At 69.1% G+C, this 25,917-nt stretch carries 27 protein-coding genes; 16 read left to right on the top strand and 11 right to left on the bottom strand.

The window, feature by feature from the left end:
* Positions 1–113: 113 nt before the first annotated feature.
* On the bottom strand, positions 114–818 hold the full coding sequence (gph, locus tag ACK4ZD_RS11625; RefSeq protein WP_409662066.1) for a phosphoglycolate phosphatase: 705 nt from the start codon (positions 816–818) through the stop codon (positions 114–116).
* A gap of 64 nt (positions 819–882) precedes the next feature.
* Between gph and ACK4ZD_RS11620 the strand changes: the two genes are divergently transcribed.
* The gene (locus ACK4ZD_RS11620; RefSeq protein ID WP_409662063.1) at positions 883–1,866 is read left to right on the top strand and encodes a hypothetical protein; all 984 of its coding nucleotides are present in this window, start codon (positions 883–885) and stop codon (positions 1,864–1,866) included.
* Here the strand turns inward: ACK4ZD_RS11620 and rpe are convergent.
* A complete protein-coding gene (gene rpe / locus ACK4ZD_RS11615; RefSeq protein ID WP_409662060.1) occupies positions 1,821–2,498 on the bottom strand; it encodes a ribulose-phosphate 3-epimerase in 678 nt (225 codons plus the stop codon). The two genes, ACK4ZD_RS11620 and rpe, sit on opposite strands and share 46 nt — an antisense overlap.
* 76 nt (positions 2,499–2,574) lie before the next feature.
* On the opposite strand from rpe, the gene apaG reads away from it, so the two are divergent.
* Positions 2,575–2,952, top strand: a complete 378-nt coding sequence (gene apaG / locus ACK4ZD_RS11610; RefSeq protein ID WP_409662057.1) for a Co2+/Mg2+ efflux protein ApaG — start codon at positions 2,575–2,577, stop codon at positions 2,950–2,952.
* Positions 2,953–2,965: 13 nt separating this feature from the next.
* The gene (locus ACK4ZD_RS11605) at positions 2,966–5,029 is read left to right on the top strand and encodes a site-specific recombinase (protein WP_409662054.1); all 2,064 of its coding nucleotides are present in this window, start codon (positions 2,966–2,968) and stop codon (positions 5,027–5,029) included.
* A 6-nt stretch (positions 5,030–5,035) separates the two neighbouring features.
* Here ACK4ZD_RS11605 and ACK4ZD_RS11600 read toward each other — a convergent pair whose 3' ends face one another.
* The gene (locus ACK4ZD_RS11600; protein WP_409662051.1) at positions 5,036–5,161 is read right to left on the bottom strand and encodes a hypothetical protein; all 126 of its coding nucleotides are present in this window, start codon (positions 5,159–5,161) and stop codon (positions 5,036–5,038) included.
* 76 nt (positions 5,162–5,237) lie between these two features.
* Here ACK4ZD_RS11600 and ACK4ZD_RS11595 point away from each other — a divergent pair, with 76 nt between their 5' ends.
* From ACK4ZD_RS11595 to ACK4ZD_RS11585, 3 genes are all read left to right on the top strand, one after another.
* On the top strand, positions 5,238–6,335 hold the full coding sequence (locus ACK4ZD_RS11595; RefSeq protein WP_409662049.1) for a murein transglycosylase A: 1,098 nt from the start codon (positions 5,238–5,240) through the stop codon (positions 6,333–6,335).
* Between the two features lie 150 nt (positions 6,336–6,485).
* Positions 6,486–7,070, top strand: a complete 585-nt coding sequence (locus ACK4ZD_RS11590; RefSeq protein ID WP_409662046.1) for a hypothetical protein — start codon at positions 6,486–6,488, stop codon at positions 7,068–7,070.
* A 22-nt stretch (positions 7,071–7,092) separates the two neighbouring features.
* Complete coding sequence (locus tag ACK4ZD_RS11585; RefSeq protein WP_409662043.1) at positions 7,093–8,028, top strand: DUF6515 family protein; 936 nt, start codon at positions 7,093–7,095, stop codon at positions 8,026–8,028.
* A gap of 44 nt (positions 8,029–8,072) precedes the next feature.
* On the opposite strand, the gene ACK4ZD_RS11580 is transcribed toward ACK4ZD_RS11585, so the two are convergent.
* The gene (locus tag ACK4ZD_RS11580; protein WP_409662040.1) at positions 8,073–8,633 is read right to left on the bottom strand and encodes an Lrp/AsnC family transcriptional regulator; all 561 of its coding nucleotides are present in this window, start codon (positions 8,631–8,633) and stop codon (positions 8,073–8,075) included.
* Between the two features lie 180 nt (positions 8,634–8,813).
* On the opposite strand from ACK4ZD_RS11580, the gene ACK4ZD_RS11575 reads away from it, so the two are divergent.
* Positions 8,814–12,395, top strand: a complete 3,582-nt coding sequence (locus tag ACK4ZD_RS11575) for an indolepyruvate ferredoxin oxidoreductase family protein (protein ID WP_409662037.1) — start codon at positions 8,814–8,816, stop codon at positions 12,393–12,395.
* A gap of 228 nt (positions 12,396–12,623) precedes the next feature.
* On the opposite strand, the gene ACK4ZD_RS11570 is transcribed toward ACK4ZD_RS11575, so the two are convergent.
* From ACK4ZD_RS11570 to phnF, 3 genes are all read right to left on the bottom strand, one after another.
* Positions 12,624–13,721, bottom strand: a complete 1,098-nt coding sequence (locus ACK4ZD_RS11570; protein ID WP_409662035.1) for a glutathione S-transferase family protein — start codon at positions 13,719–13,721, stop codon at positions 12,624–12,626.
* Between the two features lie 79 nt (positions 13,722–13,800).
* Positions 13,801–14,442, bottom strand: a complete 642-nt coding sequence (locus ACK4ZD_RS11565) for a DUF1045 domain-containing protein (RefSeq protein WP_409662032.1) — start codon at positions 14,440–14,442, stop codon at positions 13,801–13,803.
* Entirely contained in the window at positions 14,439–15,188 is a 750-nt protein-coding gene (gene phnF, locus ACK4ZD_RS11560) for a phosphonate metabolism transcriptional regulator PhnF (RefSeq protein ID WP_409662029.1), read from the bottom strand. Before phnF ends, ACK4ZD_RS11565 begins: the two co-directional genes overlap by 4 nt.
* Before the next feature lie 94 nt (positions 15,189–15,282).
* On the opposite strand from phnF, the gene phnG reads away from it, so the two are divergent.
* The 9 genes from phnG (at position 15,283) to ACK4ZD_RS11515 (ending at position 22,534) form a co-directional block, all read left to right on the top strand.
* The gene (gene phnG, locus ACK4ZD_RS11555) at positions 15,283–15,768 is read left to right on the top strand and encodes a phosphonate C-P lyase system protein PhnG (protein WP_409662027.1); all 486 of its coding nucleotides are present in this window, start codon (positions 15,283–15,285) and stop codon (positions 15,766–15,768) included.
* On the top strand, positions 15,765–16,499 hold the full coding sequence (gene phnH, locus ACK4ZD_RS11550; protein ID WP_409662025.1) for a phosphonate C-P lyase system protein PhnH: 735 nt from the start codon (positions 15,765–15,767) through the stop codon (positions 16,497–16,499). The genes phnG and phnH overlap by 4 nt, the downstream gene beginning before the upstream one ends.
* A gap of 3 nt (positions 16,500–16,502) precedes the next feature.
* Positions 16,503–17,648, top strand: coding sequence for a carbon-phosphorus lyase complex subunit PhnI (locus ACK4ZD_RS11545; protein WP_409662022.1), 1,146 nt, complete (start codon positions 16,503–16,505; stop codon positions 17,646–17,648).
* Complete coding sequence (locus ACK4ZD_RS11540; RefSeq protein WP_409662019.1) at positions 17,645–18,511, top strand: alpha-D-ribose 1-methylphosphonate 5-phosphate C-P-lyase PhnJ; 867 nt, start codon at positions 17,645–17,647, stop codon at positions 18,509–18,511. The genes ACK4ZD_RS11545 and ACK4ZD_RS11540 overlap by 4 nt, the downstream gene beginning before the upstream one ends.
* Positions 18,508–18,954, top strand: coding sequence for an N-acetyltransferase family protein (locus ACK4ZD_RS11535; RefSeq protein WP_409662017.1), 447 nt, complete (start codon positions 18,508–18,510; stop codon positions 18,952–18,954). Before ACK4ZD_RS11540 ends, ACK4ZD_RS11535 begins: the two co-directional genes overlap by 4 nt.
* Positions 18,947–19,735: a phosphonate C-P lyase system protein PhnK gene (phnK, locus tag ACK4ZD_RS11530; protein ID WP_409662014.1), complete on the top strand. Its 789-nt coding sequence runs from the start codon at positions 18,947–18,949 to the stop codon at positions 19,733–19,735. The genes ACK4ZD_RS11535 and phnK overlap by 8 nt, the downstream gene beginning before the upstream one ends.
* Before the next feature lie 15 nt (positions 19,736–19,750).
* Positions 19,751–20,503, top strand: a complete 753-nt coding sequence (locus tag ACK4ZD_RS11525; RefSeq protein WP_409662011.1) for a phosphonate C-P lyase system protein PhnL — start codon at positions 19,751–19,753, stop codon at positions 20,501–20,503.
* Positions 20,504–20,517: 14 nt separating this feature from the next.
* Complete coding sequence (locus tag ACK4ZD_RS11520) at positions 20,518–21,657, top strand: alpha-D-ribose 1-methylphosphonate 5-triphosphate diphosphatase (protein WP_409662008.1); 1,140 nt, start codon at positions 20,518–20,520, stop codon at positions 21,655–21,657.
* 166 nt (positions 21,658–21,823) lie between these two features.
* Positions 21,824–22,534, top strand: coding sequence for a DUF4397 domain-containing protein (locus ACK4ZD_RS11515; RefSeq protein ID WP_409662005.1), 711 nt, complete (start codon positions 21,824–21,826; stop codon positions 22,532–22,534).
* On the opposite strand, the gene ACK4ZD_RS11510 is transcribed toward ACK4ZD_RS11515, so the two are convergent.
* Genes ACK4ZD_RS11510 through phnC form a run of 4 tightly spaced genes read right to left on the bottom strand, consistent with a single transcriptional unit; the run spans position 22,535 to position 25,894 of the window.
* Positions 22,535–23,140, bottom strand: coding sequence for an HD domain-containing protein (locus tag ACK4ZD_RS11510; protein WP_409662003.1), 606 nt, complete (start codon positions 23,138–23,140; stop codon positions 22,535–22,537).
* A gap of 30 nt (positions 23,141–23,170) precedes the next feature.
* Positions 23,171–23,959 carry a phosphonate ABC transporter, permease protein PhnE gene (gene phnE, locus ACK4ZD_RS11505; protein WP_409662000.1) on the bottom strand — a complete coding sequence of 263 codons (789 nt, stop codon included), beginning with the start codon at positions 23,957–23,959 and terminating at the stop codon, positions 23,171–23,173.
* Positions 23,960–23,983: 24 nt separating this feature from the next.
* Positions 23,984–24,964: a phosphonate ABC transporter substrate-binding protein gene (gene phnD / locus ACK4ZD_RS11500; RefSeq protein WP_409661998.1), complete on the bottom strand. Its 981-nt coding sequence runs from the start codon at positions 24,962–24,964 to the stop codon at positions 23,984–23,986.
* Between the two features lie 30 nt (positions 24,965–24,994).
* Positions 24,995–25,894, bottom strand: coding sequence for a phosphonate ABC transporter ATP-binding protein (gene phnC / locus ACK4ZD_RS11495; protein WP_409661995.1), 900 nt, complete (start codon positions 25,892–25,894; stop codon positions 24,995–24,997).
* Between the last annotated feature and the right edge of the window lie 23 nt (positions 25,895–25,917).

The following is a 25,917-nucleotide window of genomic DNA, read 5'->3' as shown; positions in this document are numbered from 1 at the left end:
AAGCCACAGCCAAGCACCTTCGCAGCGTGCAACGCCAGCCCGAGCGCATCCGCAAGTACTTCGAGCACGCCACGGTACGCTATGCGGCTTGAGTCAAGTTCATTGAGGCCGGATCAATAAGCCAGCCAGCCCTCGATCTGGTCGAGCCGATCGAGGTGGGCCAGCGCCGGCACGGCGCGGACGTCTTCGCCGTGGTTGTAGCCGTAGGTGACCAACACCACCGGGCAGCCCGCGGCGTGGGCCGCCTGGGCATCGTTGCTCGAGTCCCCGATCATCAACGTGCGCGACGGTTCGCTGCCCAGTGCCTCGCAGGTGCGCAGCAGGGGCAGCGGATCGGGCTTGCGCCGCTCGAAGGCGTCGCCGCCGAAGACCTGCTCGAAATGCGCGGCCAGTCCCTTGCGTGCCAGCAAGGGCTCGGCGAAGGCCGTGGGCTTGTTCGTGAGGCAAGCCAGCCGCAGGCCGCGCGAGCGCAGCCAGGCCAGCCCCCGCGTCACTCCCGGGAAGACCTTCGCATGGTCCCCATTGACGGCCCGATAGTGCACCTGGTAGCGGGCCCAGGCCGCCTCGTACAGGCCGGCATCGGCCCCAAGATGAGCCAGGGTGCTGCGCAGCAGGTGCTCCGACCCCTTGCCGACCGTGCGTTCGACAAAGCTGCGCTCGATGGACGGCAGGCCCAGGTCACCCAGGCAACGGTTGAGGGCGACGACAAAGTCGCCCAGGGTGTCGACCATCGTGCCGTCGAGGTCAACGATGGCGGCGTGCAGTGGCAGCGACTGGGGCATCGGATCCATGAAGAAGTAGCAGCCCATGCGCAGCATCGCCGGAGAAGCGTCGGCTGATCCGCGCTAAGCTTGCGCCAATTTTGCCCAGAGTCAGAACAACATGGCAGACGTATCAGAAGGTTGGCGGCGTCACGTCATCCGTTGGCGGCGATCCCTGAACAAGCCCTGGCGCCACAAGCTGGCGTCGGTGGCACATGGCCTGCGACGGCTGGCAGCCCCGGCCTTGCTGCACTGGCGCTGGCGGGCGGGGCACCGCCTCCCACCCCGCACGCACGGCCTGAGGGGAGAGCTGGTACTCAGCCTGACCTCGTTCCCCGGGCGCTTCCCACTGCTGCACCTCACCCTCATGAGCCTGCTGCACCAGACGGTCAGGCCCGACCGCGTGGTGCTTTGGGTGGATGAGAAATACGCCGGGCTCGTACCGACCCGGGTGCGTGCTCTCGAGGCGCACGGCCTGAGCATCCGGACCTGGCCGGATGACATCAAGAGCTACATGAAGATCGTCCCCACCCTCACCTGCTGGCCCGAGGCCACCATCGTGACGGCCGATGACGACATCCACTACTGGCCAACCTGGCTAGAGGAGCTGCTCGCTGCATCCGCACACGCTCCGGGCAGCGTGGTGTGCCATCGCGCGCACCGGATCGTGCGTGACGAGGCCGGGCGCCTCCGCCCTTACCGGCAATGGCGATGGGGCGTAGATGTGCCGGCCCGAGGCAACGACTTGTTCTTCACCGGAGTGGGCGGCGTGCTCTATCCCCCCGGAGCGTTGACACGCTGCGCGGCGGAGGGGGACCGCTACAAGCATCTCTCACCCCACGGGGATGACATCTGGCTGAACTGGATGACGCGCCTGCAGGGCTGGGACGTGACCACGACCGGACGGGGCCGCCGACTGGTGGGCTGGCTGGGCGGCCAGCGCTCGGGGCTGTACCGCCACAACGTGCGCGGCCACGGCAACGACGAGGCTCTGCAGCGCATGGTCGAGAGTTATGGCGACGTGCTGTTGCAGTCATCCGCCACCCCATCGACAGCCCATCAGGCGGACAGCCGCGTGCGCATCGCGTCGATGACCGCCTTGTAGTCAGGCTGGCCGAAGATGGCGCTGCCGGCCACGAAGGTGTCGGCGCCGGCGTCGGCCACTTGGCGGATGTTGTCCACCTTGATGCCGCCGTCCACTTCCAGGCGGATGTCGCGGCCGCTGGCGTCGATGAGCTGGCGCGCCCGCTCGATCTTGCGCAGCGCCGAGGGGATGAAGCTCTGCCCGCCGAAGCCGGGGTTGACACTCATGATGAGTACCAGATCGATCTTGTCGAGCACCCATTCCAGCACGTCCAGCGGGGTGGCCGGGTTGAAGACCAGGCCGGCTTGGCAGCCTTCGGCCTGAATGAGCTGCAAGGTGCGGTCGATGTGGGTGCTGGCTTCGGGGTGGAAGCTGATCAGGTCGGCGCCGGCCTTGGCGAAGGCCTGGGCCAGGGCATCGACCGGTTGCACCATCAGGTGCACGTCGATGGGCACGGGCCGGCCGTCGGGCGTCTTCGCGTGGGGCTTGAGGGCCTGGCAGACCATGGGCCCGAAGGTCAGGTTGGGGACGTAGTGGTTGTCCATCACGTCGAAGTGGATCCAGTCCGCACCGGCGGCGATGACGTGGCGCACTTCCTCGCCCAGGCGGGCGAAGTCGGCAGACAGGATGGACGGGGCGATACGGTAGGTCATGGGGCACTCCAGGGCTGCCGGATTGTAGAAGTCCGGTGCATGCCGGGGTGGGCTCGGGGTTGCTACCATCGTGCGCATGAGCGCCTACGAATTCAGCGTGGAGGTCCAGCCGCGCTACCTGCCGGAACAGTCCGACCCCGAGCAGGGGGTCTATGCCTTCGCGTACACGGTCACCATCCGCAACACGGGCCGGGTGGCGGCGCAATTGATCTCGCGGCACTGGATCATCACCGACGCCAATGGGCGCGTCGAGGAGGTCAAGGGCCTGGGCGTGGTGGGCCACCAGCCGCTGCTCAAGCCGGGCGAAGGTTTCGAGTACACGAGCTGGACCCGCCTGGCCACGCCCCGCGGCACCATGGGCGGCAGCTACTTCTGCGTGGCCGAGGACGGTGAACGCTTCGAAGCGCCGATCCCCGCCTTCTCGCTGGCCGCCCAGCGCAACAACCTGCACTGAGACGGTGGGCCGCATGGTCAACCCTCGGCCGGCTGCGGCGGCGTGGGATCTGAACTCCTTGCTCGCCGCCCTGGACCCCAAGGCCGAGCGGGCTGAACGCAATCTCTGGCTGGTGCGCCTGGCGGAATGGTTGCGTCATGCGCGACTGGCACCGAAGCTCGCTGACGACGGCGCGCAGCCCCCCCGCGCCACGCCCCGCCCGGTGCTCAAGCTGCGCCACCTGCTCAACCTGCTGGACCGCGAACCCGAGTACCGGGCGAAACTGGTCGAGCTGCTGGCCCGCACCCTGGTGGACATGGACGCCACGCTGTTGCTGGCCGACTTCGGCTTTGCCTCGCAGATGGCCTTTTTCAGCGAGGTGTTGGAGCGCATCCAGCGCAAGCTGCTGCCGGGCACCCCAGACACGGACGATCTGTCCGAGCTGTTCCAGCTGATGCTGTCTGACGCCGACGATGCCGTTTGGCTGCAGGCCCTGGACGACGAGACCCTCGAACGCCTGGCCGTCCTGCTGCGCGAGGCCGTGGCCGCCAGCCGCCACCCCAAGGCCGCCGAGAGCTGGCGCACGGCGCTGCTCGATGCCACGGTCTTCTGCCTGACCCAGGCCCGGGCCCTGGCCTTCTCGGCCGACATCCGCAGTCGCTTGAGCGGCGAGGCGCGCGCGCTCGCGCCCTTTCACCAGTTGTTGCGGGCGTTCCAGGCCGTGCGCCACGAGCTGGAATCGGACGAGCGCCGCGAGGAGGTACTGGGGCCTGCGTTGCGCTACTTCCACACCCTGCTCGATGCCTGCCGGCGTGATGCCGCCACGGTGTACGACACGCTGGAGGACACCGGCATCTCGGTGGACATCGTGTTTGCAGTCCAACAGCTCCAGGCCCGGCTGGAACGCGCGGGCCAGTTGCTGGACTGCCTGCTCAGCGATGCGCCGGCACGCGCCGTGCGCGACTTGGTGGTGCAACTGGCTGAGACGGCCCAGCGCCGGCGCAGCGTGCGCGCGCTGCTGGCGCGCAACTACTCGCTGCTGGCGCGCAAGATGGCCGAGCGCAGCGCCGAAACCGGCGAGCACTACATCACCCGCGACCGGCGCGAATACCTGCAGATGTTCTGGCGCGCCGCGGGTGGCGGCGCCGTCACGACGATCACCGTCTTCCTCAAGTTCCTCATCGGCCTGCTGGGCTTCTCTGGCTTTTTCGCGGGCTTTGCTGCCGGCTTGAACTATGCCGCCAGCTTCGTGGTGATCCAGCTCGCCCACTTCACGCTGGCCACCAAGCAGCCGGCGATGACGGCGCCGGCGATGGCGCGCAAGCTGGGCGACGTGGCCAGCGACGAGGCCGTGGAGGACTTCGTCGACGAGGTGAGCCACCTCATCCGCACCCAGGTCGCTGGCATCCTCGGCAACGTGAGCGTGGTGCTGCCCTGTGCGCTGGCGGTGCAGTGGCTGTGGGCCCTGGCCTTCGGCTCGCCGCTGATCGGGACCGACAAGGCGCAGTACGCGGTCGATTCGCTCAGCGCCCTGGGGTGGACGCCGATCTATGCCGCCTGTACGGGCGTGCTGCTGTTCGCTTCCAGCCTGATCGCCGGCTGGGCCGAGAACTGGTTCGTGCTGCACCGCCTGGGCAGTGCGCTGCGCTGGAACCCGGGCATCGTGGCCCGGCTGGGGGCGAACCGCGCGGCCCGGTGGTCGGACTGGCTGCAGGCCAATGTCTCAGGCCTGGCGGGCAACATCTCGCTGGGCATGATGCTGGGCCTGGTGCCGGCGGTGGCCGGCTTCTTCGGCATCGGCTTCGACGTGCGCCACGTGACCCTGGCCAGCGGCCAGCTCGGGGTGGCGCTGGGTGCTCTCGGCTGGGAATTGCTGTCCACGCCGGGCTTCTGGCTCGCCGTCTTGGGCGTGATGCTGACGGGCGTGCTCAACGTCACCGTGAGCTTCGTGTGCGCCTTCCGGCTGGCGCTGCGCTCACGCAACATCCGCCTGAAGGACCGGGGGCGGATTTACGCTGCCGTGCGCCTGCGGTTGCGCCAGCGCCCTGCGAGTTTTCTTTGGCCCAGCCGTGAACCCGCACCCCCCGCAACGGTCTGAGCGGGGTCAGCGGGGCGGCGGCTCGCCCTCGTCGGTGCGCTCACCTTTGCGGCGGCCCGAAAACATCGTCCACCACACGATGAAGATCAACAAGACCAGGGCGCCCAGCGCCTCCAGCAAAATCAACCACATGTCCTTGTCCTGTCAGGTCAGGCCTGCTCGGCCATCGAGGCCCTGGCGCTCGGCGACGGTCGCGTCGATTGTAGGGATGCTGGCCGCCTGCAGCACCGTATCTCCCCCGCCGATTCCGTCCGAACCGCCGGCACCGGCGACCCTCGTCATCGAGCAGCCCAAGTCTCGTTGGGTTCCCGTGGACTGGGACGCCCTGCCCGGCTGGGCCGACGACCAACTCGTGCTGGCCTGGCCGGCCCTGCTGCGCAGCTGCACCCGAGCGGCCGCTGGCTGGGAAGCGGTCTGCGCCCAGGCCCAGGCTTTGAACGAACCCAACGAGGCGGCGGTGCGTGCCTGGCTGCAGCGGTATCTGTCGCCCTACCGCGTCGAGCCGCTAGACGGCTCTTCCGCCGATGGACTGCTGACGGCCTACTACGAGCCCCTGATCGAGGCTCGCCGCCTGCCTGACACCCGCTTCCGGGTGCCGCTGTACCGTGCACCGGCCGACCTGGCCCAGCGCCGCCCGTACTGGACGCGCGCGCAGCTCGAAACCCTGCCAGCGGCGAAGTCCGCGCTCAAGGGCCTGGAAATCGCCTACGTGGCCGACCCGCTGGATGCACTGATCCTGCAAATCCAGGGCTCAGGGCGGCTGCTGCTCACGGAGGCCGACGGTCGGCGGCGCCTGGTGCGTGTGGCCTTTGCGGGCCACAACGACCAGCCCTACCGTTCGGTGGGGCGCTGGCTGGTGGACCAGGGCGCGTTCCCGCTGGAGCAGGCCTCCTGGCCCGCCATCAAACAATGGGCGCGCGCCCATCCCCAGCGCGTGACCGAGATGCTTCACGCCAATCCGCGTTACGTCTTCTTCCGCGAAGAGCCCGTGCTCGACCCCAGCGTCGGCCCGGTGGGCGCGCAGGGGGTTCCGCTCACGCCGGGCCGCTCGATCGCGGTGGACCGCGGCTCCATCCCCTACGGCACGCCGGTGTGGATCGCCAGCAGCGAACCGCCGCTGCAGCCCGGCGGCGAGCCGCGGCCCCTGCGGCGCCTGACCGTGGCCCAGGACACCGGGGGGGCCATCGTCGGCGCGGTGCGCGGTGACTTCTTCTGGGGCTGGGGGGAGGGTGCCGAGGAACTGGCCGGTCGGATGAAGCAGCCGCTCAAGATGTGGGTGCTGTGGCCGCGCCGGGCGGTGCCTTAGGGCCATCCCCCCGGGCCGGCCCTGTCGGCGCAACCGGCCGCCCGGGCGTTGTGGGGACATGCGGGCCCTGGCCGCTGCCTGCGGCGGGGCTTTACAAACGTTCACTCACACGATGCACGGCAGACGCACGACACTTGCACGATGGCGCCCATGAAGCCTGCCCCTGCCGCATCCTTCCTGCCGTCACCGCGGCGCGTTGCCGGCCCAGTGCTGGCCGCCGTCCTCGCGGCGATCCTGGCCGGCTGCGCCACGCCGCAGGCCGTGCCAGTGCACACCCCCATGCCGGCGGCCGTGACCCAGCCGCTGTACTTCTATCCGATGCGAGGCCAGGACGAGCGCAGCCAGCATCGCGACCGCTACGAGTGTTACCGCTGGGCGACCCAGCAAACCGGGCGCGACCCCGGCATGACTCCATTGCGCCACCCTGTGGGCGTACCACCCCCGGCCGTCTACCACGACCCGCAGCCCGGGCGCGACACAGCGCTGGGGGCGGCCGCCGGCGCCATCGTCGGCGGGATGACGGCTTCCTCCCCACGCCATGCCGGGGAAGCGGCGGCGGTGGGCCTGGTGCTGGGGGCCCTCATCGGCGCCGTGTCCGACCAGGCGCGCGCCGAGGAAGCCCGGCGACTCAACGCGCAGGCCGCCGCCTCGATCGCATCGCCGAACCCGGCGCACCATGACGTCCGCCGCGCGATGGCCGCCTGCATGAGCGGCCGGGGCTACGCGGTGCGCTGAACCCCTTCACTCGGAGGCCATCATGCCCACCCTGCCCGCCCCCCTGCGCCGCCCCCTGCCCTGGCTGCTGGCCGCCCTGTGGGCAGTAGCCCCTGTGGCCTGGGCTCAAGAGGGCTGGCGCTCCCCGGACGGCCGAGGACGCAACGAACCCTCAGGCCATTGGCGCCAGGCCGGCGGCGGCTGGCAGGGTGGCCCGCGCGTGGGCGAGCGTTATGGCGAGGGGCAACGCCCGCCCCGCGTGGGCGAGTCGCGCCTGTCAGGCGACGGGCCCGAACCGGACCGCCGCGGTGAACGGCCGGCCCGGCTGCGCGACGGCGGGCGCGACGAAGGCTGGCAGTCCCGGCCGGACCGGCACCGGGACTGGGATCGAGACAGGGACGACGGGCGACGCTGGCACGGCGACCGCTCCTACCACTCGGGTGGTGCCGGCTGGCAGCCGCTGCCGCGGTCCCGCCCGCCGCGCCCGGGCCATGTCGTCCACCACCTGCCCCCGGCGAGCCACCACACCGTCTACCTCGGCACCCCCTACTGGTTTTACCAGGGCGCCTGGTACAGCCGCAGCGGCAGCGCCTATGTGGTGGTGCGCCCGCCGGTGGGCCTGTACGTGACCACGCTACCCTACTATCACCGCGTGGTCTATTGGGGCCCGACGGTGTATTACGTGCTCGATGACGTGTACTACGCCCCGGTGTCCACCGGGGGATACCAGGTGGTGGAGCCGCCCCAGGCCGCCGACGCCCGCTTCGACTACCCCATCGCGTACCCCGCGCGCCACCAGAGCGCCCAACAGCAGGCGGACGACCAGTTCCAGTGCCATGAGTGGGCGGTGTCGCTGAGCCACTTCGACCCCAGCCTGCTGGGCACCGGCCAGCCGATGAACGACAGCCCCACGCTGCGTGACAACTACGTGCGCGCCTGGTCGGCCTGCATGGAAGGCCGCGGCTACACCGTGCGGTAGACCGTGCCCCGCCGGGCCGTGCAGCGCGCCGGCGGCCGGGAGCTTCAGCGCCGGCCGCGCACCAGGTGGTTCAGCGGCAGTGCCCGGCTGGACTTCACCTCGCCCAGCGAGAAGCTGGTGTGCAGATCCTTCACGTTGGGCAGGCGAAACAAGGTGTCCATCGCCCAGCGCGAGTAGGCCTCCAGGTCGGTGGCCATGACCTGCAGCTCGAACGTGCCCGTGCCGGAGATGTAGTGGCACGAGATCACCTCGGGCAGGGCGCGAATCGCGTCCTCCAGGGCCTGTGTGGCGGCCGCGTTGTTGCGCTCGGCGTCCACGCGCACGAAGGCCAGCACCCCCAGGCCGATCTTGTGCCGGTCGATCTCGGCGCGGTAGCCCTTGATATAGCCCTGCTCCTCCAGCCACTTCACGCGCCGCCAGCAGGGCGTGGGCGACAGGCCGATGCGCGAGGCCAGCTCGGCATTGCTCAGGCGCGCGTCTTGCTGCAGCTCGGCCAGGATGGCCACGTCGTAGCGGTCCAGGCCCTCGTGCGGCTCGGCACGGCCCGGCGGCTCGGCAGCCGGAGAGCCTCGGGTTTTCCCTGATTCTGCGGGTTTGTAGGGCACTTGTTTCTCAGAATGGGTATCGAAGAGTCAATTATTCCTTGAAAGACGGTTGAGCGGGCAAAGAAAGGAAAGACTTGTCGGCCCAAGCTTTCTACACTGTGAGGCATTCTCTGGGCCTGCGGGCGGGCCACAAGCGCGCTCGCGGGCCGGCCACCCAGGACCACCACAAGGAGTCCCGCGATGAACGCCCCCCTGCCCGACGCCATCCGCAAGGCGCTCGAATCCGTCACCCTGGACGACAAGTACACGCTCGAGCACGGCCGCGCCTTCATGAGCGGCATCCAGGCCCTGGTGCGCCTGCCGATGCTGCAGCGCGAGCGCGACGCCCGGGCCGGGCTGAACACCGCCGGCTTCATCAGCGGCTATCGCGGCTCGCCGCTGGGCGGCTATGACCAGGCCCTGTGGGCCGCCAAGAAGCACCTGGCCGCACACCACATCGTCTTTCAGCCCGGTGTGAACGAGGAGCTGGCGGCCACCGCGGTATGGGGCACCCAGCAGCTCGACCTCTACCCCGAGCACAAGAAGTACGACGGCGTGTTCGGCATTTGGTACGGCAAGGGCCCGGGCGTGGACCGCTGCCTAGACGTCTTCAAGCACGCCAACATGGCCGGCACGGCCCGCCACGGCGGAGTGATCGCGATCGCTGGCGACGACCACATCGCCAAGAGCTCGACCGCCGCCCACCAGAGCGACCACGTGTTCAAGGCCGTGGGCTTCCCGGTGTTCTTCCCCACCAGCGTGCAGGAGATTCTCGACCTGGGGTTGCATGCCTTTGCAATGAGCCGCTTCGCGGGCGTGTGGGCGGGCATGAAGACCATCCAGGAAATCGTGGAGTCGGCTGCCAGCGTGGACATCGACCCCGATCGCGTGCGCATTGCGCTGCCCGAGGACTTCCTCATGCCCGAGGGCGGGGTGCACATCCGCTGGCCCGATGCGCCGCTGGAACAGGAGGCGCGGCTGATGAACTACAAGTGGTATGCCGCGTTGGCCTATGTGCGTGCCAACCGGCTCAACCACACGGTCATCGACTCCCCCCATGCCCGGCTGGGCCTGATCGCCTCGGGCAAGGCTTACAACGACACCCGCCAGGCGCTGCACGACCTGGGCCTGACCGACGACCTGTGCCGCGCCGTCGGCATCCGGCTGCACAAGGTCACTGTGGTGTGGCCGCTGGAAGCCACCATCACGCGCGAATTCGCCACCGGCCTGGACGAGATCCTCGTCATCGAGGAAAAGCGCCAGGTCATCGAGTACCAGCTCAAGGAAGAGCTCTACAACTGGCGTGAGGACGTGCGTCCCAACGTGCTGGGCAAGTTCAACGAGCCCGAGGGGGACCACTCCGGCGGAGAATGGTCGATGCCCAACCCGGCGTCGAACTGGCTGCTTCGCGCCCAAGCCGACCTGAACCCCGCGTTGATCGCCAAGGCCATCGCGCAGCGCCTGGAGAAGACCGGCCTGATGCAGCGCCTGAGCGCCGACCATCAGGCACAGGTGCGCGCCCGCGTCGCGCTCATCGAGGCCAAGGAGCGCAGTGAGCAGACCCTGGTGGCCGCCACCGACCGACTGCCGTGGTTCTGCAGCGGCTGCCCGCACAACACCAGCACGCGCGTGCCCGAGGGCTCGCGCGCGGTGGCCGGCATCGGCTGCCACTACATGACGGTGTGGATGGACCGCAGCACCTCCACCTTCACGCAGATGGGCGGCGAGGGTGTGCCTTGGGTGGGGCAGGCCCCGTTCACGAAGGAGCGGCACATCTTCGCCAACCTGGGCGACGGCACCTACTTCCACAGCGGGCTGCTGGCGATCCGCCAGAGCATCGCCGCGGGCGTGAACATCACTTACAAGATTCTCTACAACGATGCCGTGGCGATGACCGGCGGCCAGCGCGTGGGTGAGCGCCCCGAGGGTCACTCGGTGATGCAGATCATGCAAAGCCTCATGGCCGAAGGCGTGGCCAAGCTCGTGATCGTCACCGACGAACCCGAGAAGTACCGCGGCGCACCGCTGCTGCCCGGCGTGACGGTGCACCACCGTGACGAGCTCGACCGCCTCCAGCGCGAGTTCCGTGAGATCCCCGGCTGCACGGCCATCATCTACGACCAGACCTGCGCCACCGAAAAGCGCCGCCGCCGCAAGCGCGGCACGATGGCCGACCCAGCCCAGCGCGTGGTGATCAACGAGCTGGTGTGCGAGGGCTGCGGCGACTGCTCCGAGCAGAGCAACTGTCTGAGCGTGGAGCCGGTGGACACCGAATTCGGCCGCAAGCGCCGCATCAACCAGAGCACCTGCAACAAGGACTTCTCCTGTGTGAAGGGTTTCTGCCCGAGCTTCGTGACCGTCGAGGGCGGCCAGCTCCGATCGGCCCGCAAGGCCTCGACCCAGCCCGATCCATCGCGTCTGCCCGCCCTGCCCGAGCCGGCGCTGCCGCTGGCCGAGACGGCCTACGGGATCATCGTGGCCGGCGTGGGCGGCACCGGCGTCATCACGATCGGCCAGTTGCTGGGCATGGCCGCCCACCTGGAGGGCAAGGGCGTGGTCACGCAAGACGCCGCGGGCCTGGCCCAAAAGGGCGGCAGCACCTGGAGCCACATCCAGATCGCCAACCGGCCCGACGCCATCCTGACCACCAAGGTGGGCACGGCCGAAGCCGACCTCGTCATCGGCTGCGACCCCATCGTGACAGCCACCAAGACCACGCTGGCGGCCATGCGCGAGGGCCGCACCCGCGTGGCGCTGAACGTGCACGGCACACCCACCGCGGCCTTCGTGCACGACCCGAACTGGCAGTTCCCCGCCGGCACCTGCGACACCGCCATCGCCCAGGCCGTGGGCGAGGCCAACGTGGGCCGCCTCGATGCCGAACAGCTCGCCGTGCGGCTGCTGGGCGACTCGATCTACACCAACCCGATGATGCTGGGCTATGCATGGCAAAAGGGCTGGATCCCGCTGACGCATGCCGCGCTGATGCGCGCCATCGAGCTCAACGGCGTGCAAATCGAGAACAACAAGGCCGCCTTCGAATGGGGCCGTCGCGCCGCGCACGACTTGGCTGCGGTGATGGCCCTGGCCCAGCCGCAGGGCCAGGTGGTGCAGTTCATCCGCAGAAACGCCACCAACCTCGACGAGATCGTCGAGCGGCGGGTGGATTTCCTCAACGGCTACCAGAACGCGGCCTATGCGAAGCAGTACCAGGCTTTCGTCGAGAGGGTGCGCACGGCCGAGGCCCGGCTGGGCAGCACCCGGCTGACCGAGACGGTGGCCCGCTACCTCTTCAAGCTGATGGCCTACAAGGACGAGTACGAGGTTGCCCGCCTGCACACCGACCGGACCTTCCTCGACAAAATCGCCCAGCAGTTCGAGGGCGAGTACCGCCTGCGCTACCACCTCGCACCGCCCCTGCTGGCCAAGCGCAACGAGCGCGGCGAGCTGGTCAAACAGTCCTTTGGCCCCTGGATGCTCAAGGCCTTCGGCCTGCTAGCGCGCCTCAAGGGCCTGCGCGGCACGCCTTTCGACCCCTTCGGTCACACCGAGGAGCGCAAGATGGAGCGCGCCCTGATCGGTCGCTACAAAGACACCATCGAGGAACTGCTGGCTGGGCTGAACGCCGGCAACCTGGCCCTGGCCGTCGAGATCGCGCGCCTTCCCGAACAGATCCGCGGCTACGGCCATGTGAAGGAACGCCACCTCAAGACCGTGCTGCCCCGGTGGGAGGCGCTGATGACCCAGTGGCGCAGCGGCGCCGCCGTGTCGAAGGCGGCCTGAGACTCTGCGATGCCGAACGGCCAGCGAGGGCACGGCCTTGCTGCCCGGTGGCCCTTCGGTGAACTGCAGGCCGGCCGCTACCGCCGGACACCGCGCTGGGCCTTGCGCAGAAGACGCTGCTGGACGACCAGCGCGCCTGCGCGGCCCTGCTGCCGACACCCGACACGGGAGACGCGACCTCACGCCTGCGACGCCACCAGTGCTACGCCTCCTGAGACAGCGGCGGATTCAAGCCCTTGCCAGAGCCACGCTCAAACCCTCGCGCACCAGCGGTGGCAGCGACGGGAAGTCGATGAGTGATCGCGCGCCGATCGAGTCCAGCCAGGTGTCGGCGCGCTGGCGATCCTCGCCCTGCAAGGCCTGCCGGGCGCGCTGCACGCGCTGCAACATCCACAGGCTGTAGGGGCGCACGATGCGTTCGCCAATTTGACCGTTCAGCGCATAGCGGTGCTTGCCGAGCGCGCGGGGAATGGGCTCTCCCTCGTGTTCCCGCAGCCAGTCGTTCAACACACGGGCCGTGTCCACCAGCACCGGCAGTTGCTCGCGCGCCATGCGCTGCAGCACCGGCACCAGAGAGTCGGGCACGGCGTCGGCCGGCAGGAAGTCTCCGGCGAGGGGAGCATCAGGCAGGTTCATGCGCTCGACCCAGCGCACCACGTTCGGTGCGAGCCGACGCATCAGCGCCCCGCTGGCCGGATCGCGGTACTGGTGGGCATACAGCGGCCCGAACAAGCCGAAGTCGCCGAACGACGGACGGGTACCAAGCAGGTAGGGATGCACGGCCAAGTGGGCATCGAGTTCGGCAAGCAAGGCTTCGTAGGAGCGTTCGATGGCGGCATGCATCGAAGGCTCGGCCCCCAGCAGCACCGCGGCCTGGGCGAAGGGCCGTGCCAGCCGTTCGCCGGCGGCCTCCTGCTCCGCGGCCGTGCCATGCGGCAGGCTCAGGGCGCCGAATTCGCGCTGGGCCCAGGCCCGGTTGTGATGCCAGCGGTAGTGCATCGCCGGCAGCAGCAGCCACTCGTCGCCGTAGAGTTCGAGCAACAAGGCCGCCAAGCGCTGACGCGGGGTGTCGGGCAGGACGAAGGGCTGGCCGTGGCGTGCTTCGAGCGATTCGAGGATGTCGGTCGAGTCCTGCAGGGTCTGGCCGTCGGGCGTGAGCACGACCGGGATCACCGGAAAGCCCACACGCGGCACGATGATCTCGCGGTAGACCTCGGCCGTCGCGGGCACTTCGGTGAAGGGCAGGCCTTTCCACCGCAGGTAGGCGCGCACCTTGCCGGTGTAGTAGCTGATCTCGGCACCGTAGAGCGTGTAGGCTGGCGTCATGCCTTCATTGGACGCCAGGCCCGCCCTGTGCGGCGTCACCCGGGTGACAAGGTGGCGAACCTGGCGGCCAGCCGCGCCGTCACGCCAGGGGCAGGCGCTGCCACAGCGCGAAGTTCTCATCCGGTGAGGCCTGCACACACACGGCCAGATCCTCGCACCACAGGGGCTGGGACAGGGCCCTCTCGAAATGCGAGCGCGCCTGACGCGACAGTGCATCCAGCACGTCCGGCGGCACGGCATCACTCAGCGTCATGTGGAAACGCCACTCGTCCAGCACATAGGGATAGCCATGGCGGTCGAGCAGCACGCGCTGTCGTTCACTCAAGGCCTCGGGCCGGCGCCGTGCCGTCTCGGCCGGCGTGGGCGGAGCGCGCCAGGGGTCCAGGGCCAGCACCACATCGGCCGCCAGGCAGCTCAGGGCATGGCCTTCATCCAGCGTCGCCCCGGGTTGCAGGGCCAGGAACGCCCCCAGTGGAGCCACCTGCAGCGGTGGCATCTCAAACTTGCTGTGGCGCTGCGCCACCACCGCCACGGCCGCGATGAAATCATCGGGATGGCATCCAGCCGCCAGGCGCATCGGTGCCTTCAGCGTGGCATGGAAACCATAGCGACGCGGCTCGGCGGTGTGAGGCCGATCCGGCCGGAGCCACTCCCGCCCAGATTGCATCAACGCATGTCCCTCGGGCGGCAGAAAGTAGACCGCATAGCGCGCCTGGCTCACGGCTGCCCCTCTTCCGGCGTCACCACCAGCTGCACTGCATCGGCCGCAAACAGAGTCTGCCCCGCCTCCACCGGGCGGCCTTCGCGATCGACGTTCACGTAGTCCACCACCAGCACCGGCGCACTGGCCGGCCGCGCCAGGGCATCGGCCTCGTCGGGCGTGGGCATGCGGGTGGACACCACGCTGCGCGCGCGGGTGTAGTCGTCCACGCCAAACTGCCGCAGCGCCTCGGTGACCGACAGGCAGCGTGCAAAGACCCCGCCCATGCCGGCAAAGCGGTTGCTCGGGAAGGCCGATCGGCTGATGCCCACCACCCGCCCGCGCACCGAGGCGCGGGTGAAGAGCAGCTCGATGGGGTCGCCGGCGCGCAGCTTGAGCGCAGGGGCCCAGGGGCCGGCCGTCTCGACCACCGCACCACGCAGCTCGCGCTGCGCCTGTTCGCCGCAGTCGGCCAGGTTCTGCGTGAGCCGCGTGCGCCGCTGCAAGGCGTAGTCGAGCACCAGTTCGCGCACGAAGGTGCCACGGCCATGCACCACCCGCACATAGCCGCTTTCGGCCAGCGAACGCATGGCCTGGCGTAGGGTGTGGCGGTGCACGCCGAAGCGCTCGGCCAGCACCGTCTCATTGGGCAGGCGCTCACCAGGCTGGAAGCGGCCGGCGGCAATGTCCTCGCGCAGGGCCTGGGCAATGCGCTCCCAGCGACGAGCCGCCGGCGCCACCTCCAAAGCCAGGTCTTGCAGGGTCATCGCGGTATCGTGATCGTGGGCCATCGTGTTCAACAAAGTGTCATTCAGCGGGAGCACACTGGTCCCATCATAGAGACGTCTAGATGACACTCTCATGTCAGACACTGCTTTGCCCCCCGCACACCACACACGCCAGCAATGGTTGCGCGTTCTGGCACAGGCCCGCCGCGAAGACTTGTCCGAGCTGGCGCCGCCAGTGCTGGCCCCCCATGTCTTCGAGGCCTTGCGCGCGCCCGAGGTCGGCCTGGTGATGCTGCGCGGGCGCATCGGCAACACCGGCGACCGCTTTAACCTGGGGGAAGCCACGGTGACGCGCTGCGTGACGCGGCTGCATTTTGGCGGGCTCACTGTAGCCGGCGTGGGGATGGTGCTGGGCCGTGATACCGAACGGGCGCAGTGGGTGGCCGGCCTGGATGCCCTGCTGCAGCTCGAGGCCTGCCATGGCGATGTGATGGAGCGCGTGATCGCCCCGCTCGCGCAGCGTCGCCAGGCCCGCATTGCCGTCGAGGCGGCTCGCACCAACACCAGCCGTGTGCAGTTCTACACCCTGCAAGCCGAAGCGACGGAGCCGACCCCATGATTGCGACGCCTGCTCCTGTGGCCCTGGCCGATCTGCCGCGCGGCTTCGCTCACACGGCCCATGACAGCCAGGCCTGCTTCCGCGCCGTGCTCGAAGCCATGGCGCGCCCGGGGCGGGTGCAGGTGCTGCCGGCCGAACTGCTGCGGGGCCTGCGTCATCCCGACGGCCTGAGTCCTGCCCTGGCCGCTGTGCTGCTCACGCTCACCGATGCCGACACGCGGGTGCACTGGGGCGAGGGCCTGTGCCCGCCCACCACGCTGGCCGCCTGGCGAGCCTTCGGCCGCTTCCACACCGGTCTGGTCGAAGCCGCTACCCCCGCCGACGCGGACTTTGCCTTCACCCTAGCCGCACAGCGGCCTGAAGCCCTGCTGGCCGCCCTGCCGCTGGGGGAAGACGAAACACCACACCACGGCGCCACCCTGGTGATCGAGGCCGCCACGCTGCGAGCCTTGGAAGAAGACGCGCAAGGATTCGTGAACCAGCCCCTGTCCCGCCCCGAGGCCGATCCCACACCCTGGGTGCGCTTGACGGGCCCGGGCATCCAGTTTGCCCACGGTCTGGCCGTGGGCGGCCTCAGCCGCGCGTTCTGGCTCGCACGCCAGGCCCTGGAGGAGCACTTCCCCCGCGGCATCGACGTCCTCTTCACCTGCGGCGACCGCATGGCTGCACTGCCACGCTCCACCCGCATCGAAATCGACCCGGGCTGGGCGCCGGTCGACCCGAGGAGCTGAAGCGTGTACATCGCCGTCAAGGGAGGTGAACGCGCCATCGAGGCCTCCTATCGCCTGCTGGAGGCTGCCCGACGCGGCGACCCGGCAGTGCCGGGCCTGTCGCTGGCACAGATCCGCGAACAGCTCGGCCTGTTGGTCGATCGCACCATGGCCGAGGCTTCGTTGTGGGACCCGGAGCTGGCGGCCCTGGCGCTCAAGCAGGCCCAAGGCGATGTGATCGAGGCGGTCTTCCTGCTGCGGGCCTATCGCACCACGCTGCCGCGCGTGGCCCACAGCGAACCGCTGGACACCGCGCGCATGCGCCTCGTGCGCCGCGTCTCGGCCATCTTCAAGCACGTGCCCGGCGGCCAAGTGCTGGGCCCCACTTATGACTACACCCAGCGCATGCTGGACTTCAGCCTCGCCCACGCCGAACCTGCACAGCCTGAGGCCGGGGAAGCCCACACGGCCACCCCGGCCGCCCTGGACACCGTCCCGAGCGCGCTCGTGCAGTTGGAGGCGCAAGGCCTCATCGAGCCGGCCCACCCCTCGCCCGGCGACCCCGAGCCGCCCGACATCACCCGCACGCCGCCGAGCTACCCGCTGCCGCGCACGGCCCGGTTGCAGATGCTGGCACGGGGCGATGAAGGCTGGGTGCTGGGCATGGGCTACTCCACCCAGAGGGGCTATGCGCACACCCATCCCTTTGCCGGGGAGATCCGCATCGGCCATGTGGCGGTGGAAGTGGTGCCCGACGAACTCGGCTTCGCGATCGAGATCGGCGAGGTCGAGCTGACCGAGTGCCAGATGATCAACCAGTTCACCGGCAGCGCCGAAGTAGCGCCGCAGTTCACGCGCGGCTACGGTCTCACGCTGGGCCACAACGAACGCAAGGCCATGGCGATGTCGCTGGTGGATCGGGCCATGCGCGCCGACGAGTTCGGCGAGAACGCTTCCAGCCCGGTGCAGGATCAGGAGTTCGCGCTGGCGCATTCCGACAACCTAGAAGCCTCCGGCTTCGTGCAGCACCTGAAGCTGCCGCACTATGTGACCTTCGAAAGCGAACTGCAGCTCATCCGCGCCCTGCGCCAGGCCCAGGCAACACACACCGCAGCCGAGCCGGCGCCCGAGCCCCTGTCTCGGACCGATGCCGAGGTCGTCGCTCCATGAACGCCCGCACCCTGCCCCCGACTACCGAGCCGCTGGTCGGCTACAGCTTTGCCTACCTCGACGAAGCCACCAAGCGCATGATCCGCCGCGCCCTGCTCAAGGCCGTGGCCCTTCCCGGCCACCAGGTGCCCTTCGGCTCGCGCGAGATGCCGCTGGCCTATGGCTGGGGTACCGGCGGCATCCAGGTGACGGCCGCCATCATCGGCCGCTCCGATGTGCTCAAGGTCATCGACCAAGGCAGCGACGACACCACCAACGCGGTCAACATCCGCCGCTTCTTCGCGCGCACCACCGGCGTGGCCACCACCGAGCGCACCCGCGAAGCCACGATCATCCAGACCCGCCACCGCATCCCTGAGGCCCCGCTCACCGAATCCCAGATCCTCGTCTACCAGGTGCCCCAGCCCGAGCCGCTGTACCGTCTAGAGGCCAACCGCGGCGAGACGCTCAAGCTGCACGCCCACCAGGAGTACGGCCTGATGAACGTGAAGCTCTACGAGGACATCGCGCACTGGGGCCGCATCGAGACCACCTACGACTATCCCGTCCTGGTGAACGGCCGCTACGTGATGTCGCCCTCGCCCATCCCCAAGTTCGACAACCCCAAGATGGACCGCTGCCCGGCGCTGCAGCTCTTCGGCGCCGGGCGAGAAAAGCGCCTGTACGCCGTGCCGCCCTACACCTGCGTGAAGAGCCTGGACTTCGAGGACCACCCCTTCCGCGTGGAACACCCCGGCCACGCCTGCGCGCAGTGCGGCTGCACCACCAGCTACCTTGACGAGGTGGTGCTGGACGATGGTCAGACGATGTGGACCTGCTCCGACACCGACTGGTGCCGTGAACAGAAGGAAAGGCCCGCATGATCCGGATCCGCTCTGCCAACGAGGACGACCTGCCCGACATTCTCGGCCTGTATGAAGCCGCCGGCCTCGATACCCCGGGCGACAACGACCTCGCTCTCGCCTGCGCCACCTTCGCGCGCATGGCCACTTACCCCGACTACCGCGTGCTCGTGGCCCTCGAAGGCGATCGAGTGCTGGGCACCCTGGCAGTGGCCGTGCTCGACAACCTCGCCCATGGCTGCGCGCCCTCGGCCCTGGTGGAAGACGTGGCCGTTCACCCCGAGGCCCAGGGCCGCGGCATCGGCCGCGCCCTCATCCACCACGCGATGGACCACGCCCGGGCCCGCGGCTGCTACAAGCTCGCGCTGTCGGCCAACGCCATACGCGAAAAGGCCCATGCCTTCTACGAGAGCCTGGGACTCCAGCGCCATGGCTACAGCTTTTCGGTGACCCTCGATGACTGACCCGCACACCGACCATCCCCTGCTGCGCGTGCAGGCCCTGGGCCGCCGTTTCGACCGCCTGTGGGCCGTGCGCGAGGCCAGCTTCGAACTCCATCCCGGCGAAGTGCTGGCCATCGTGGGCGAATCCGGCTCGGGCAAATCGACCCTGCTGCGCCTGCTGGCCGGCCAGCTGGCGCCCAATGAAGGCCAGGTGCACTACCGCTGCGCCGGGGGCGACTGGGTGGACGTGCACGCGCTGAGCGAAGCCCGCCTGCGCCGCCTGGCGCGCACCGAATGGGGCTTCGTGGAACAAGACCCCACCCGCGGCCTGCGCATGGGTGTGAGCGCCGGCGCCAACATCGGCGAGCGGCTGATGGGACTGGGGACACGGCACTACGGCCATCTTCGCGAACAGGCCACGCAGTGGATGGGCCGGGTGGAGCTGGACGCCACCCGCCTGGACGACCTGCCGCGCGAGTTCTCGGGCGGCATGCGCCAGCGCCTGCAGATCGCCCGCAACCTCGTCACCCGCCCGCGCCTGGTGCTGATGGACGAGCCCACCTCGGGGCTGGACGTGTCGGTCCAGGCCCGCCTGCTGGACCTCATCCGCCTGCTGGTGGGGCGGCTGCACCTGGCGGCCATCATCGTGACGCACGACCTGGGCGTGGCCCGCCTGCTGGCCCACCGCACGCTGGTGATGCGCGGCGGCCGCGTGGTGGAGCACGGCCTGACCGACCGTGTGCTCGACGACCCCCAGCACGCCTACACCCAGCTGCTGGTGTCCTCGGTGGTCGCGCCTTGATCTGTGGAGCCAAGGATGAAGCACGACCCCCACCCCCTGCCCGTCATCGAAGTGCGCGCGCTGCGCAAGACCTTCACCCTGCACCTGCGCGACGGCGTGCAGCTGCCCGTGCTCGACGGCCTCGACCTCGAAGTCTTTGCCGGCGAATGCGTGGCCCTGGTCGGCGCCTCAGGGCGCGGCAAGTCCACGCTCATGAAATGCCTGCACGGCAACTACGGCTGCGAGGCCGGCGAAATCCACCTGCGCGCGGGCGGACGCGAGCACTGCCTCACGACGGCCGCCCCGCGCACCGTGCAGGCCCTGCGGCGCGAATCCGTCAGCTACGTGAGCCAGTTCCTGCGCGCCGTGCCGCGGGTCAGTGCGCTCGACGTGGTGGCCGAGCGTGCACTCGAGGCCCAGTGGGCCCGCACGCCGCCCCCCACCGACGACGACCCGCTGGACGACCGCCGCTTCGAGGCCCAGGTCCGCCAGGCCCGCGAGCAGGCCGCCGCCCTGCTCGCACGGCTACGCCTTCCCGAAAGCCTCTGGCCTTTGCCGCCGGCCACCTTCTCGGGGGGCGAGCAGCAGCGCGTGAACATCGCGCGCGGCTTCATCCTGCCCACGCCGGTGCTGCTGCTCGACGAGCCGACGGCCTCGCTCGATGCGGCCAACCGCCAGGTTGTGGTCGAATTGATCCGCGAGGCCCGCCAGCGCGGCGCAGCCATCGTCGGCATCTTCCATGACGAAGAGGTGCGCGACGCCGTCGCCACCCGCCAGATCGCCTTCTGAACCCGAACCTGCCCATGCGTGAACAGACCTTCACCAACGCCCGCCTGGTGCTGCTCGGCGAAGTGCTGCACGGCAGCGTGCAGGTGCGCGACGGCCGCATCACCGCCGTGGAGGCGGGCGCCACGGCCGTGCCCGGGGCCCTCGACTGCGAAGGCGACCTCCTGCTGCCCGGCCTGGTGGAGGTGCACACCGACAACCTCGAGCGCCACCTGATGCCCCGGCCCAAGGTGCATTTCCCGGCGCAGCCCGCCGTGCTGGCGCACGACGCCGAAGTGGCCGCCGCCGGCATCACCACCGTCTTCGATGCGCTCGGGGTGGGCGACGCCCACGACGAAAGCTTCCGCGCCCGCGACCAGCGCGAACTGCTGGACACCCTCGACCGGCTCGAAGCCGCCGGCGCGCTGCGCGCCCAGCACTTCCTGCACGTGCGCTGCGAGCTGCCAGCGCACAACACGCGCAGCCTCTTCGAGCCCTTCATGGACCATGCGCGCCTGAAACTCATCTCCCTGATGGACCACACCCCTGGCCAGCGCCAGTGGACCGACGTCGAGCAAGCCCGCATCTACTACACCGGCAAGCGCGGTTGGAGCAATGCGCGCTTCGAAGAGGAGGTTCGCCGCGCCCCCGAACGCCAGGCCCTTTATGCCCGCCCCCACCGCGACTGGTTTGCGGCCTATGCGCGCGAGCGTGGCATCGCCTTGGCCACTCACGACGACACCCTGGAAGACCACGTCGATGAAGCCGCCGCGCTGGGCGCCACGATGAGCGAGTTCCCCACCACCCTGGCCGCCGCCCGGCGCGCGCACGGCCTCGGTCTGGTCACCGTGGCCGGCGCACCCAACGTCGTGCGTGGCGGCTCGCACTCGGGCAACGTAGCCGCGCTGGACCTGGCCCGCGAAGGCGTGCTGGACGCGCTGTCGTCCGACTACGTGCCCGCCAGCCTGCTGCATGCGGCCTGGTGCCTGCAACGCAACGGCGGCTTTTCGCTGCCCGAAGCCGTGGCCGTGGTGAGCGACGGCCCAGCCCGCGCCTGCGGCCTGCACGACCGCGGCCAGATCGCCATCGGCCACCGCGGCGACCTGGTGCGCGTGGCCGAGGTGAACGGCCAGCCCTGGGTTCGCGAGGTCTACCGCGAAGGCCGCCGGGTCGCCTGACCCGGTTGCCGCCAGTCACCCCTTGTTGCAACCGGCCGACGAGCGGTCACCGCAGCCTCTTGGGGCAGGTCCGCTTGGACCAGTAGGCTGGCATGATGCACATCTTCAGATTCCAGAGGAACCAGACGTGAATCATGGGAAATTTTCCAGGCGCCAGGCGCTGAGAGTGGGTCTGATCGCTACAGCGGCCGCCGGCGCCTTGGGGCTGGCGGCTTGCGGTGGAGGCATGGAAACCGATGTGTCCACGTTGCGCTTTGCCAATGCGTCGCCGGACACGCTGAACTTCCGCATCGATGGGGCATCGGCCTACGTAGGACTGGAACCCTATGGCCGGGTCAGCAGCTACAACGACTTGACGACCGGCTCGGCCACCTTCGCTTCGCGCGCGCAGTCTGGGACCACCGACCTGGCCACTGCCACAGCCACCTTGGTCAAGGACCGCTTCTACTCGGTCCTGGCCTATGGCACTGTGGGTCAGGCGCGGCTGCGGGTCTTCGAGGAAACCAATGATCGCCCGACCGCTGGCATCCGCGTGCGGGTTTTCCACGCCGCGCCGGGCGTGGGCAGTCTGAACGTCTACTTCACCCCCGCATCGACCACCACGCTGCCCGCGACCCCGACGTTCACCATCGCCGCCTATGAAACCCTGAGCGCTCTTGCGGACTTGGCCGAGCTGAGCCATCGCATCCGCATCACACCATCCAACAACACAAGCACCGTGCTGTACGACTCTGGGAATGTCGCCGTTGGCTTCGGTTCGCGTGCCGTGGCCACCCTGGTGGTATTGCCCTCCAACAGCGGCTCGTACCTGAACCTCTCGGCGTTGCCAGAGCGCTCCAGCTCCGGCCGCGGCCCCATCGACAACGCCCTGTTCTGATCAGGCCGCATCCAGCAGATACGAGTCCGGCCGCGTGCCGGACGGCTCGCGGGACAGCAACGATTCGAGCAGCCCCAGGTAGTAGCCCAGCGGCGGGGTGCGCTGGCCCGGCGTCTTGGCCAGGTCGTCCCAGCGTCGCAGTTGGACGGCCGCTATCGCATGCGGACAGGTTTCAAAGGCCCGGGCCTCGTCATCGGTCATCACGCCGCCTTGCAGCAGCAGAGAGTGGCGCGAAGCCGGCGACAGGCCCAACAGATAGGCGGAGTCGCGCGCGCACAGGTAGCGCTTGGCAGCCACGTGCAGGCGGATGGGTTCGGTCACCGCCGCGCCAAAGTCCGGGTGCAGCAGTTCCAGCGCACGCAGCTCGTGCTGGTCGTCCTCGTGGTCGGGCACCGGGTCGTCTCGCAACAGGTGGCCCACGTCATGCAGGAAGGCTGCTGCCACGAGGCTTTCGTCGGCGTTGGCCCATTCCGCGAGCTCGGCACATTGCAGCGCATGTTCCAGCGCCGTCACGCGCTCGGCGTGTGCGCCGGCGTACAGGCGCTGGCCGCGGGTGAGGTAAAGCTTTTCCAGGCGTTCGATCAGGGGTGGGTCGGGGTGGTCCATGGCAGGCTCACGAAAGCGGTCGTGCCGCTATCAGATCAGGCGCTTGCGCAACTGTGATGACAGCAGGTCGATGACCGACACCGACACGATGAGCATGAGCAGGACGGCCGCCGTCTGGCCGTACTGGAAGCCGCGGATCACCTCCCACAGCACCATGCCGATGCCCCCGGCGCCCACCATGCCCACCACCGAGGCCGAGCGCACGTTGGCCTCGAAGCGGTAGAGCGAATACGAGATCCACAGAGGCATCACCTGGGGCAGCACACCGTAGACAATTTCCTCCAGCGCGTTGGCGCCGGTGGCGCGGATTCCTTCCACCGGCTGCGGGTCGATGGCCTCCACCGCCTCGCTGAAGAGCTTGGCCAGCGTGCCCGTGGTGTGGACCCACAGCGCCAGCACCCCGGCAAAGGGCCCCAGGCCCACGGCCACCACGAAGAGCAGCGCGAACACCATCTCGTTGATAGCGCGGCAGCCGTCCATCAGGCGACGCACCGGCTGGTGCACCCACGCCGGGGCGATGTTGCTGGACGCCAGCAGACCCAGCGGCACGGCGCAGGCGATCGCCAGCGCCGTGCCCCACACGGCGATCTGCAGCGTGACGATGAGCTCCTGCAGGTAGTGGCGCCACTCGCTGAAGTCGGGCGGGAAGAAGCCCCGCAGGTACTCGGCCATGTTGCCCGAGTCGCGCACCAGGTCCATCGGGCGCATGTCGGCGCCCCGCCAGGAGGCGGCCAGCACCGCCAGCAGGCCGCCCCACATCAGCAGGTTGAACCACGTGCGGCGCGGGGCCGGCGGCGGCAGGGTGTTGGCGGCACTCATCGTCCACCCATCGGTTGACCGCAATCAGTTGGCCGCAGCCACCTGGCGGCCCAGCTCAGCCAGCTTGCCGTCGATCTCCTGCAGCTTCTTCGCCTTGTCGGCCGGCAACATCGCCGTGTCGGCCTCGATGCGGCTGCGCTCGCGGGCCAGCTCCAGCTGGCGGATGGGAATGAGCTGGGCGTTGCTCGAGGGCTTGAAGCCGCCGAAGCCGATGGTCTTGAGGATGCTCAGCTCGCGCTCGCTGTTCTTTCCATAGGCCAGGAAGAACTCGCGCACTTTGGCCTTGGTGGTGGCGTCCAAGTCGGTGCGCCACACCAGGGGGTCGGACGGGATCACCGGCGACTGCCAGATCACCTTGATGTCCTTGGCCTTGGCCGGCTGGGTCTTGAACAGGCGCTCCATGTTCTCGTTGTTGTTGGTGGCCACGTCGACCTGCTTGTTGGCCGCAGCCAGGAGGTTGGTCTCGTGGTTGGCACGCACCACCCGCTTGAAGTCCTTCATCGGGTCCACGCCGTTGCGGGCAAAGGCGTAGTAGCCCGGCACCAGAGTGCCCGAGGTGGAGTTGGGGTCGCCAAAGCCCAACGTGAGGTTGGCGCGCTGCTTGATCACGTCGTCCAGCGAGTTCAGCGGGCTGTCCTTGTGCGTCACGAGCGTCGAGTAGTAGCCGGCGCTGCCGTCCACCGCGATGGTCTGCACGAAGACTTCACCCTGGGCGCGGTCCACCGCTTCCATGGCCGACTTGTTGCCGTACCAGGCCACCTGGACCTTGTTGAAGCGCATGGCTTCGATGATGCCGGCGTAGTCGGTGGCGAAGAAGGCGGTGACCTTCATCCCCAGGCGCTGGCCCATGTCATCGAGCAAGGGCTGCCAAGCCTGGCGCAGGTTCTGCGACGACTCGGTGGAAATGATGCCAAAGGCGAGTTCCTGGGTCTGGGCCTGGGCGGCGGTGGTGAGAGCCAGGGCGGCGGCCAGGGTGGTGAGGGCCAAGTGGCGGCGGGTCAGCATGGTGGGGTCTCCTCGGTCAAGGGGGTAGGTTCAGGCCGCCTGCAGCGCAGGCGCCGTGCCCAGCGGGCGATGGGGTTCGGTCGGCGCGGCCTGCGGCGGCACCGCGCGCTCGAAGAGCTCGTCGCTCTGCGTGCCGTAGAGGTCCTTCAGTCGCTCGCGGCTCAGAGCGGCCGTGGGGCCGTCATAGACCACCTCGCCGCGGCGCAGTCCGATGGTGCGCGGGCAGTAGGCAAAGGCATAGTCCACCTGGTGCAGGCTCACCAGCACGGTCACGCCGGCCTCGCGGTTCAGCTCGGCCAGCAACTCCATCACGCGGCGGCTGGACTCGGGGTCGAGCGAAGCGATAGGTTCGTCGGCCAGGATCGTGCGGGCGCGCTGCACGATGGCCCGCGAGATGGCTGCACGCTGCTGCTGGCCGCCCGACAGCGTGCTGGCGCGCTGCCAGGCGCAGCACTCGATGCCCACGCGCTGCAGGGCCTGCCAGGCCAGGGCCAGCTCCTCGGCCGGAAAGCGCTTGGTCAGAGTGCGCCACAGCGGCAGTCGGTAAAGGGCGCCGGCCAGCACGTTGTGCATCACCGGCAGACGATCGACGAGGTTGAACTGCTGGAAGATGGTGGCCACGCCGGCCCGGATGGCACGCACCTCGGCGCTGCAGCGCCCTCCTTCCTGCACCACACAGCCGTGCAGGGCGATGCGCGAGACACTGCCGGCGTCGCCCCGCTGCAGGCCCGAGAGGTGGCGCATCATCGTGGACTTGCCCGAGCCCGAGGCGCCCAGCAAGGCCACCATCTCGCCTTCGCGCACACTCAGGCTCACGCCCTTGAGAGCCTCGTGAGGACCGAAGGTCTTGCGCAGCTCGCGCACATCGATGGCCAGAGCGGTCATGAGGCTCTCCTTGCGAGCGGCTTGGGCCGCGACAGGAACGATCATCTAGACGACTCATGACCAAGCGG

Source organism: Caldimonas sp., assembly GCF_046291045.1.
In the GTDB taxonomy this organism is placed as follows: domain Bacteria; phylum Pseudomonadota; class Gammaproteobacteria; order Burkholderiales; family Burkholderiaceae_C; genus Caldimonas.
Note: the sequence above shows the minus strand (reverse complement) of the source record. Positions and strands in the feature narration are given on the sequence as shown.

What these genes read in the sequence shown, in the direction of transcription:
- rpe (WP_409662060.1), bottom strand. Translation starts at nt 2,498, where the DNA reads ATGACCTACCGTATCGCCCCGTCCATCCTGTCTGCCGACTTCGCCCGC.
- ACK4ZD_RS11525 (WP_409662011.1), top strand. Translation starts at nt 19,751, where the DNA reads ATGAAGCACGACCCCCACCCCCTGCCCGTCATCGAAGTGCGCGCGCTG.
- ACK4ZD_RS11620 (WP_409662063.1), top strand. Translation starts at nt 883, where the DNA reads ATGGCAGACGTATCAGAAGGTTGGCGGCGTCACGTCATCCGTTGGCGG.
- ACK4ZD_RS11570 (WP_409662035.1), bottom strand. Translation starts at nt 13,721, where the DNA reads ATGACGCCAGCCTACACGCTCTACGGTGCCGAGATCAGCTACTACACC.
- phnK (WP_409662014.1), top strand. Translation starts at nt 18,947, where the DNA reads ATGACTGACCCGCACACCGACCATCCCCTGCTGCGCGTGCAGGCCCTG.
- ACK4ZD_RS11520 (WP_409662008.1), top strand. Translation starts at nt 20,518, where the DNA reads ATGCGTGAACAGACCTTCACCAACGCCCGCCTGGTGCTGCTCGGCGAA.
- ACK4ZD_RS11510 (WP_409662003.1), bottom strand. Translation starts at nt 23,140, where the DNA reads ATGGACCACCCCGACCCACCCCTGATCGAACGCCTGGAAAAGCTTTAC.
- phnF (WP_409662029.1), bottom strand. Translation starts at nt 15,188, where the DNA reads ATGACCCTGCAAGACCTGGCTTTGGAGGTGGCGCCGGCGGCTCGTCGC.
- ACK4ZD_RS11535 (WP_409662017.1), top strand. Translation starts at nt 18,508, where the DNA reads ATGATCCGGATCCGCTCTGCCAACGAGGACGACCTGCCCGACATTCTC.
- ACK4ZD_RS11540 (WP_409662019.1), top strand. Translation starts at nt 17,645, where the DNA reads ATGAACGCCCGCACCCTGCCCCCGACTACCGAGCCGCTGGTCGGCTAC.
- ACK4ZD_RS11575 (WP_409662037.1), top strand. Translation starts at nt 8,814, where the DNA reads ATGAACGCCCCCCTGCCCGACGCCATCCGCAAGGCGCTCGAATCCGTC.
- phnC (WP_409661995.1), bottom strand. Translation starts at nt 25,894, where the DNA reads ATGATCGTTCCTGTCGCGGCCCAAGCCGCTCGCAAGGAGAGCCTCATG.
- phnH (WP_409662025.1), top strand. Translation starts at nt 15,765, where the DNA reads ATGATTGCGACGCCTGCTCCTGTGGCCCTGGCCGATCTGCCGCGCGGC.
- apaG (WP_409662057.1), top strand. Translation starts at nt 2,575, where the DNA reads ATGAGCGCCTACGAATTCAGCGTGGAGGTCCAGCCGCGCTACCTGCCG.
- ACK4ZD_RS11585 (WP_409662043.1), top strand. Translation starts at nt 7,093, where the DNA reads ATGCCCACCCTGCCCGCCCCCCTGCGCCGCCCCCTGCCCTGGCTGCTG.
- ACK4ZD_RS11605 (WP_409662054.1), top strand. Translation starts at nt 2,966, where the DNA reads ATGGTCAACCCTCGGCCGGCTGCGGCGGCGTGGGATCTGAACTCCTTG.
- ACK4ZD_RS11595 (WP_409662049.1), top strand. Translation starts at nt 5,238, where the DNA reads ATGCTGGCCGCCTGCAGCACCGTATCTCCCCCGCCGATTCCGTCCGAA.
- phnD (WP_409661998.1), bottom strand. Translation starts at nt 24,964, where the DNA reads ATGCTGACCCGCCGCCACTTGGCCCTCACCACCCTGGCCGCCGCCCTG.
- phnG (WP_409662027.1), top strand. Translation starts at nt 15,283, where the DNA reads ATGTCAGACACTGCTTTGCCCCCCGCACACCACACACGCCAGCAATGG.
- phnE (WP_409662000.1), bottom strand. Translation starts at nt 23,959, where the DNA reads ATGAGTGCCGCCAACACCCTGCCGCCGCCGGCCCCGCGCCGCACGTGG.
- ACK4ZD_RS11600 (WP_409662051.1), bottom strand. Translation starts at nt 5,161, where the DNA reads ATGTGGTTGATTTTGCTGGAGGCGCTGGGCGCCCTGGTCTTGTTGATC.
- gph (WP_409662066.1), bottom strand. Translation starts at nt 818, where the DNA reads ATGCTGCGCATGGGCTGCTACTTCTTCATGGATCCGATGCCCCAGTCG.
- ACK4ZD_RS11590 (WP_409662046.1), top strand. Translation starts at nt 6,486, where the DNA reads ATGAAGCCTGCCCCTGCCGCATCCTTCCTGCCGTCACCGCGGCGCGTT.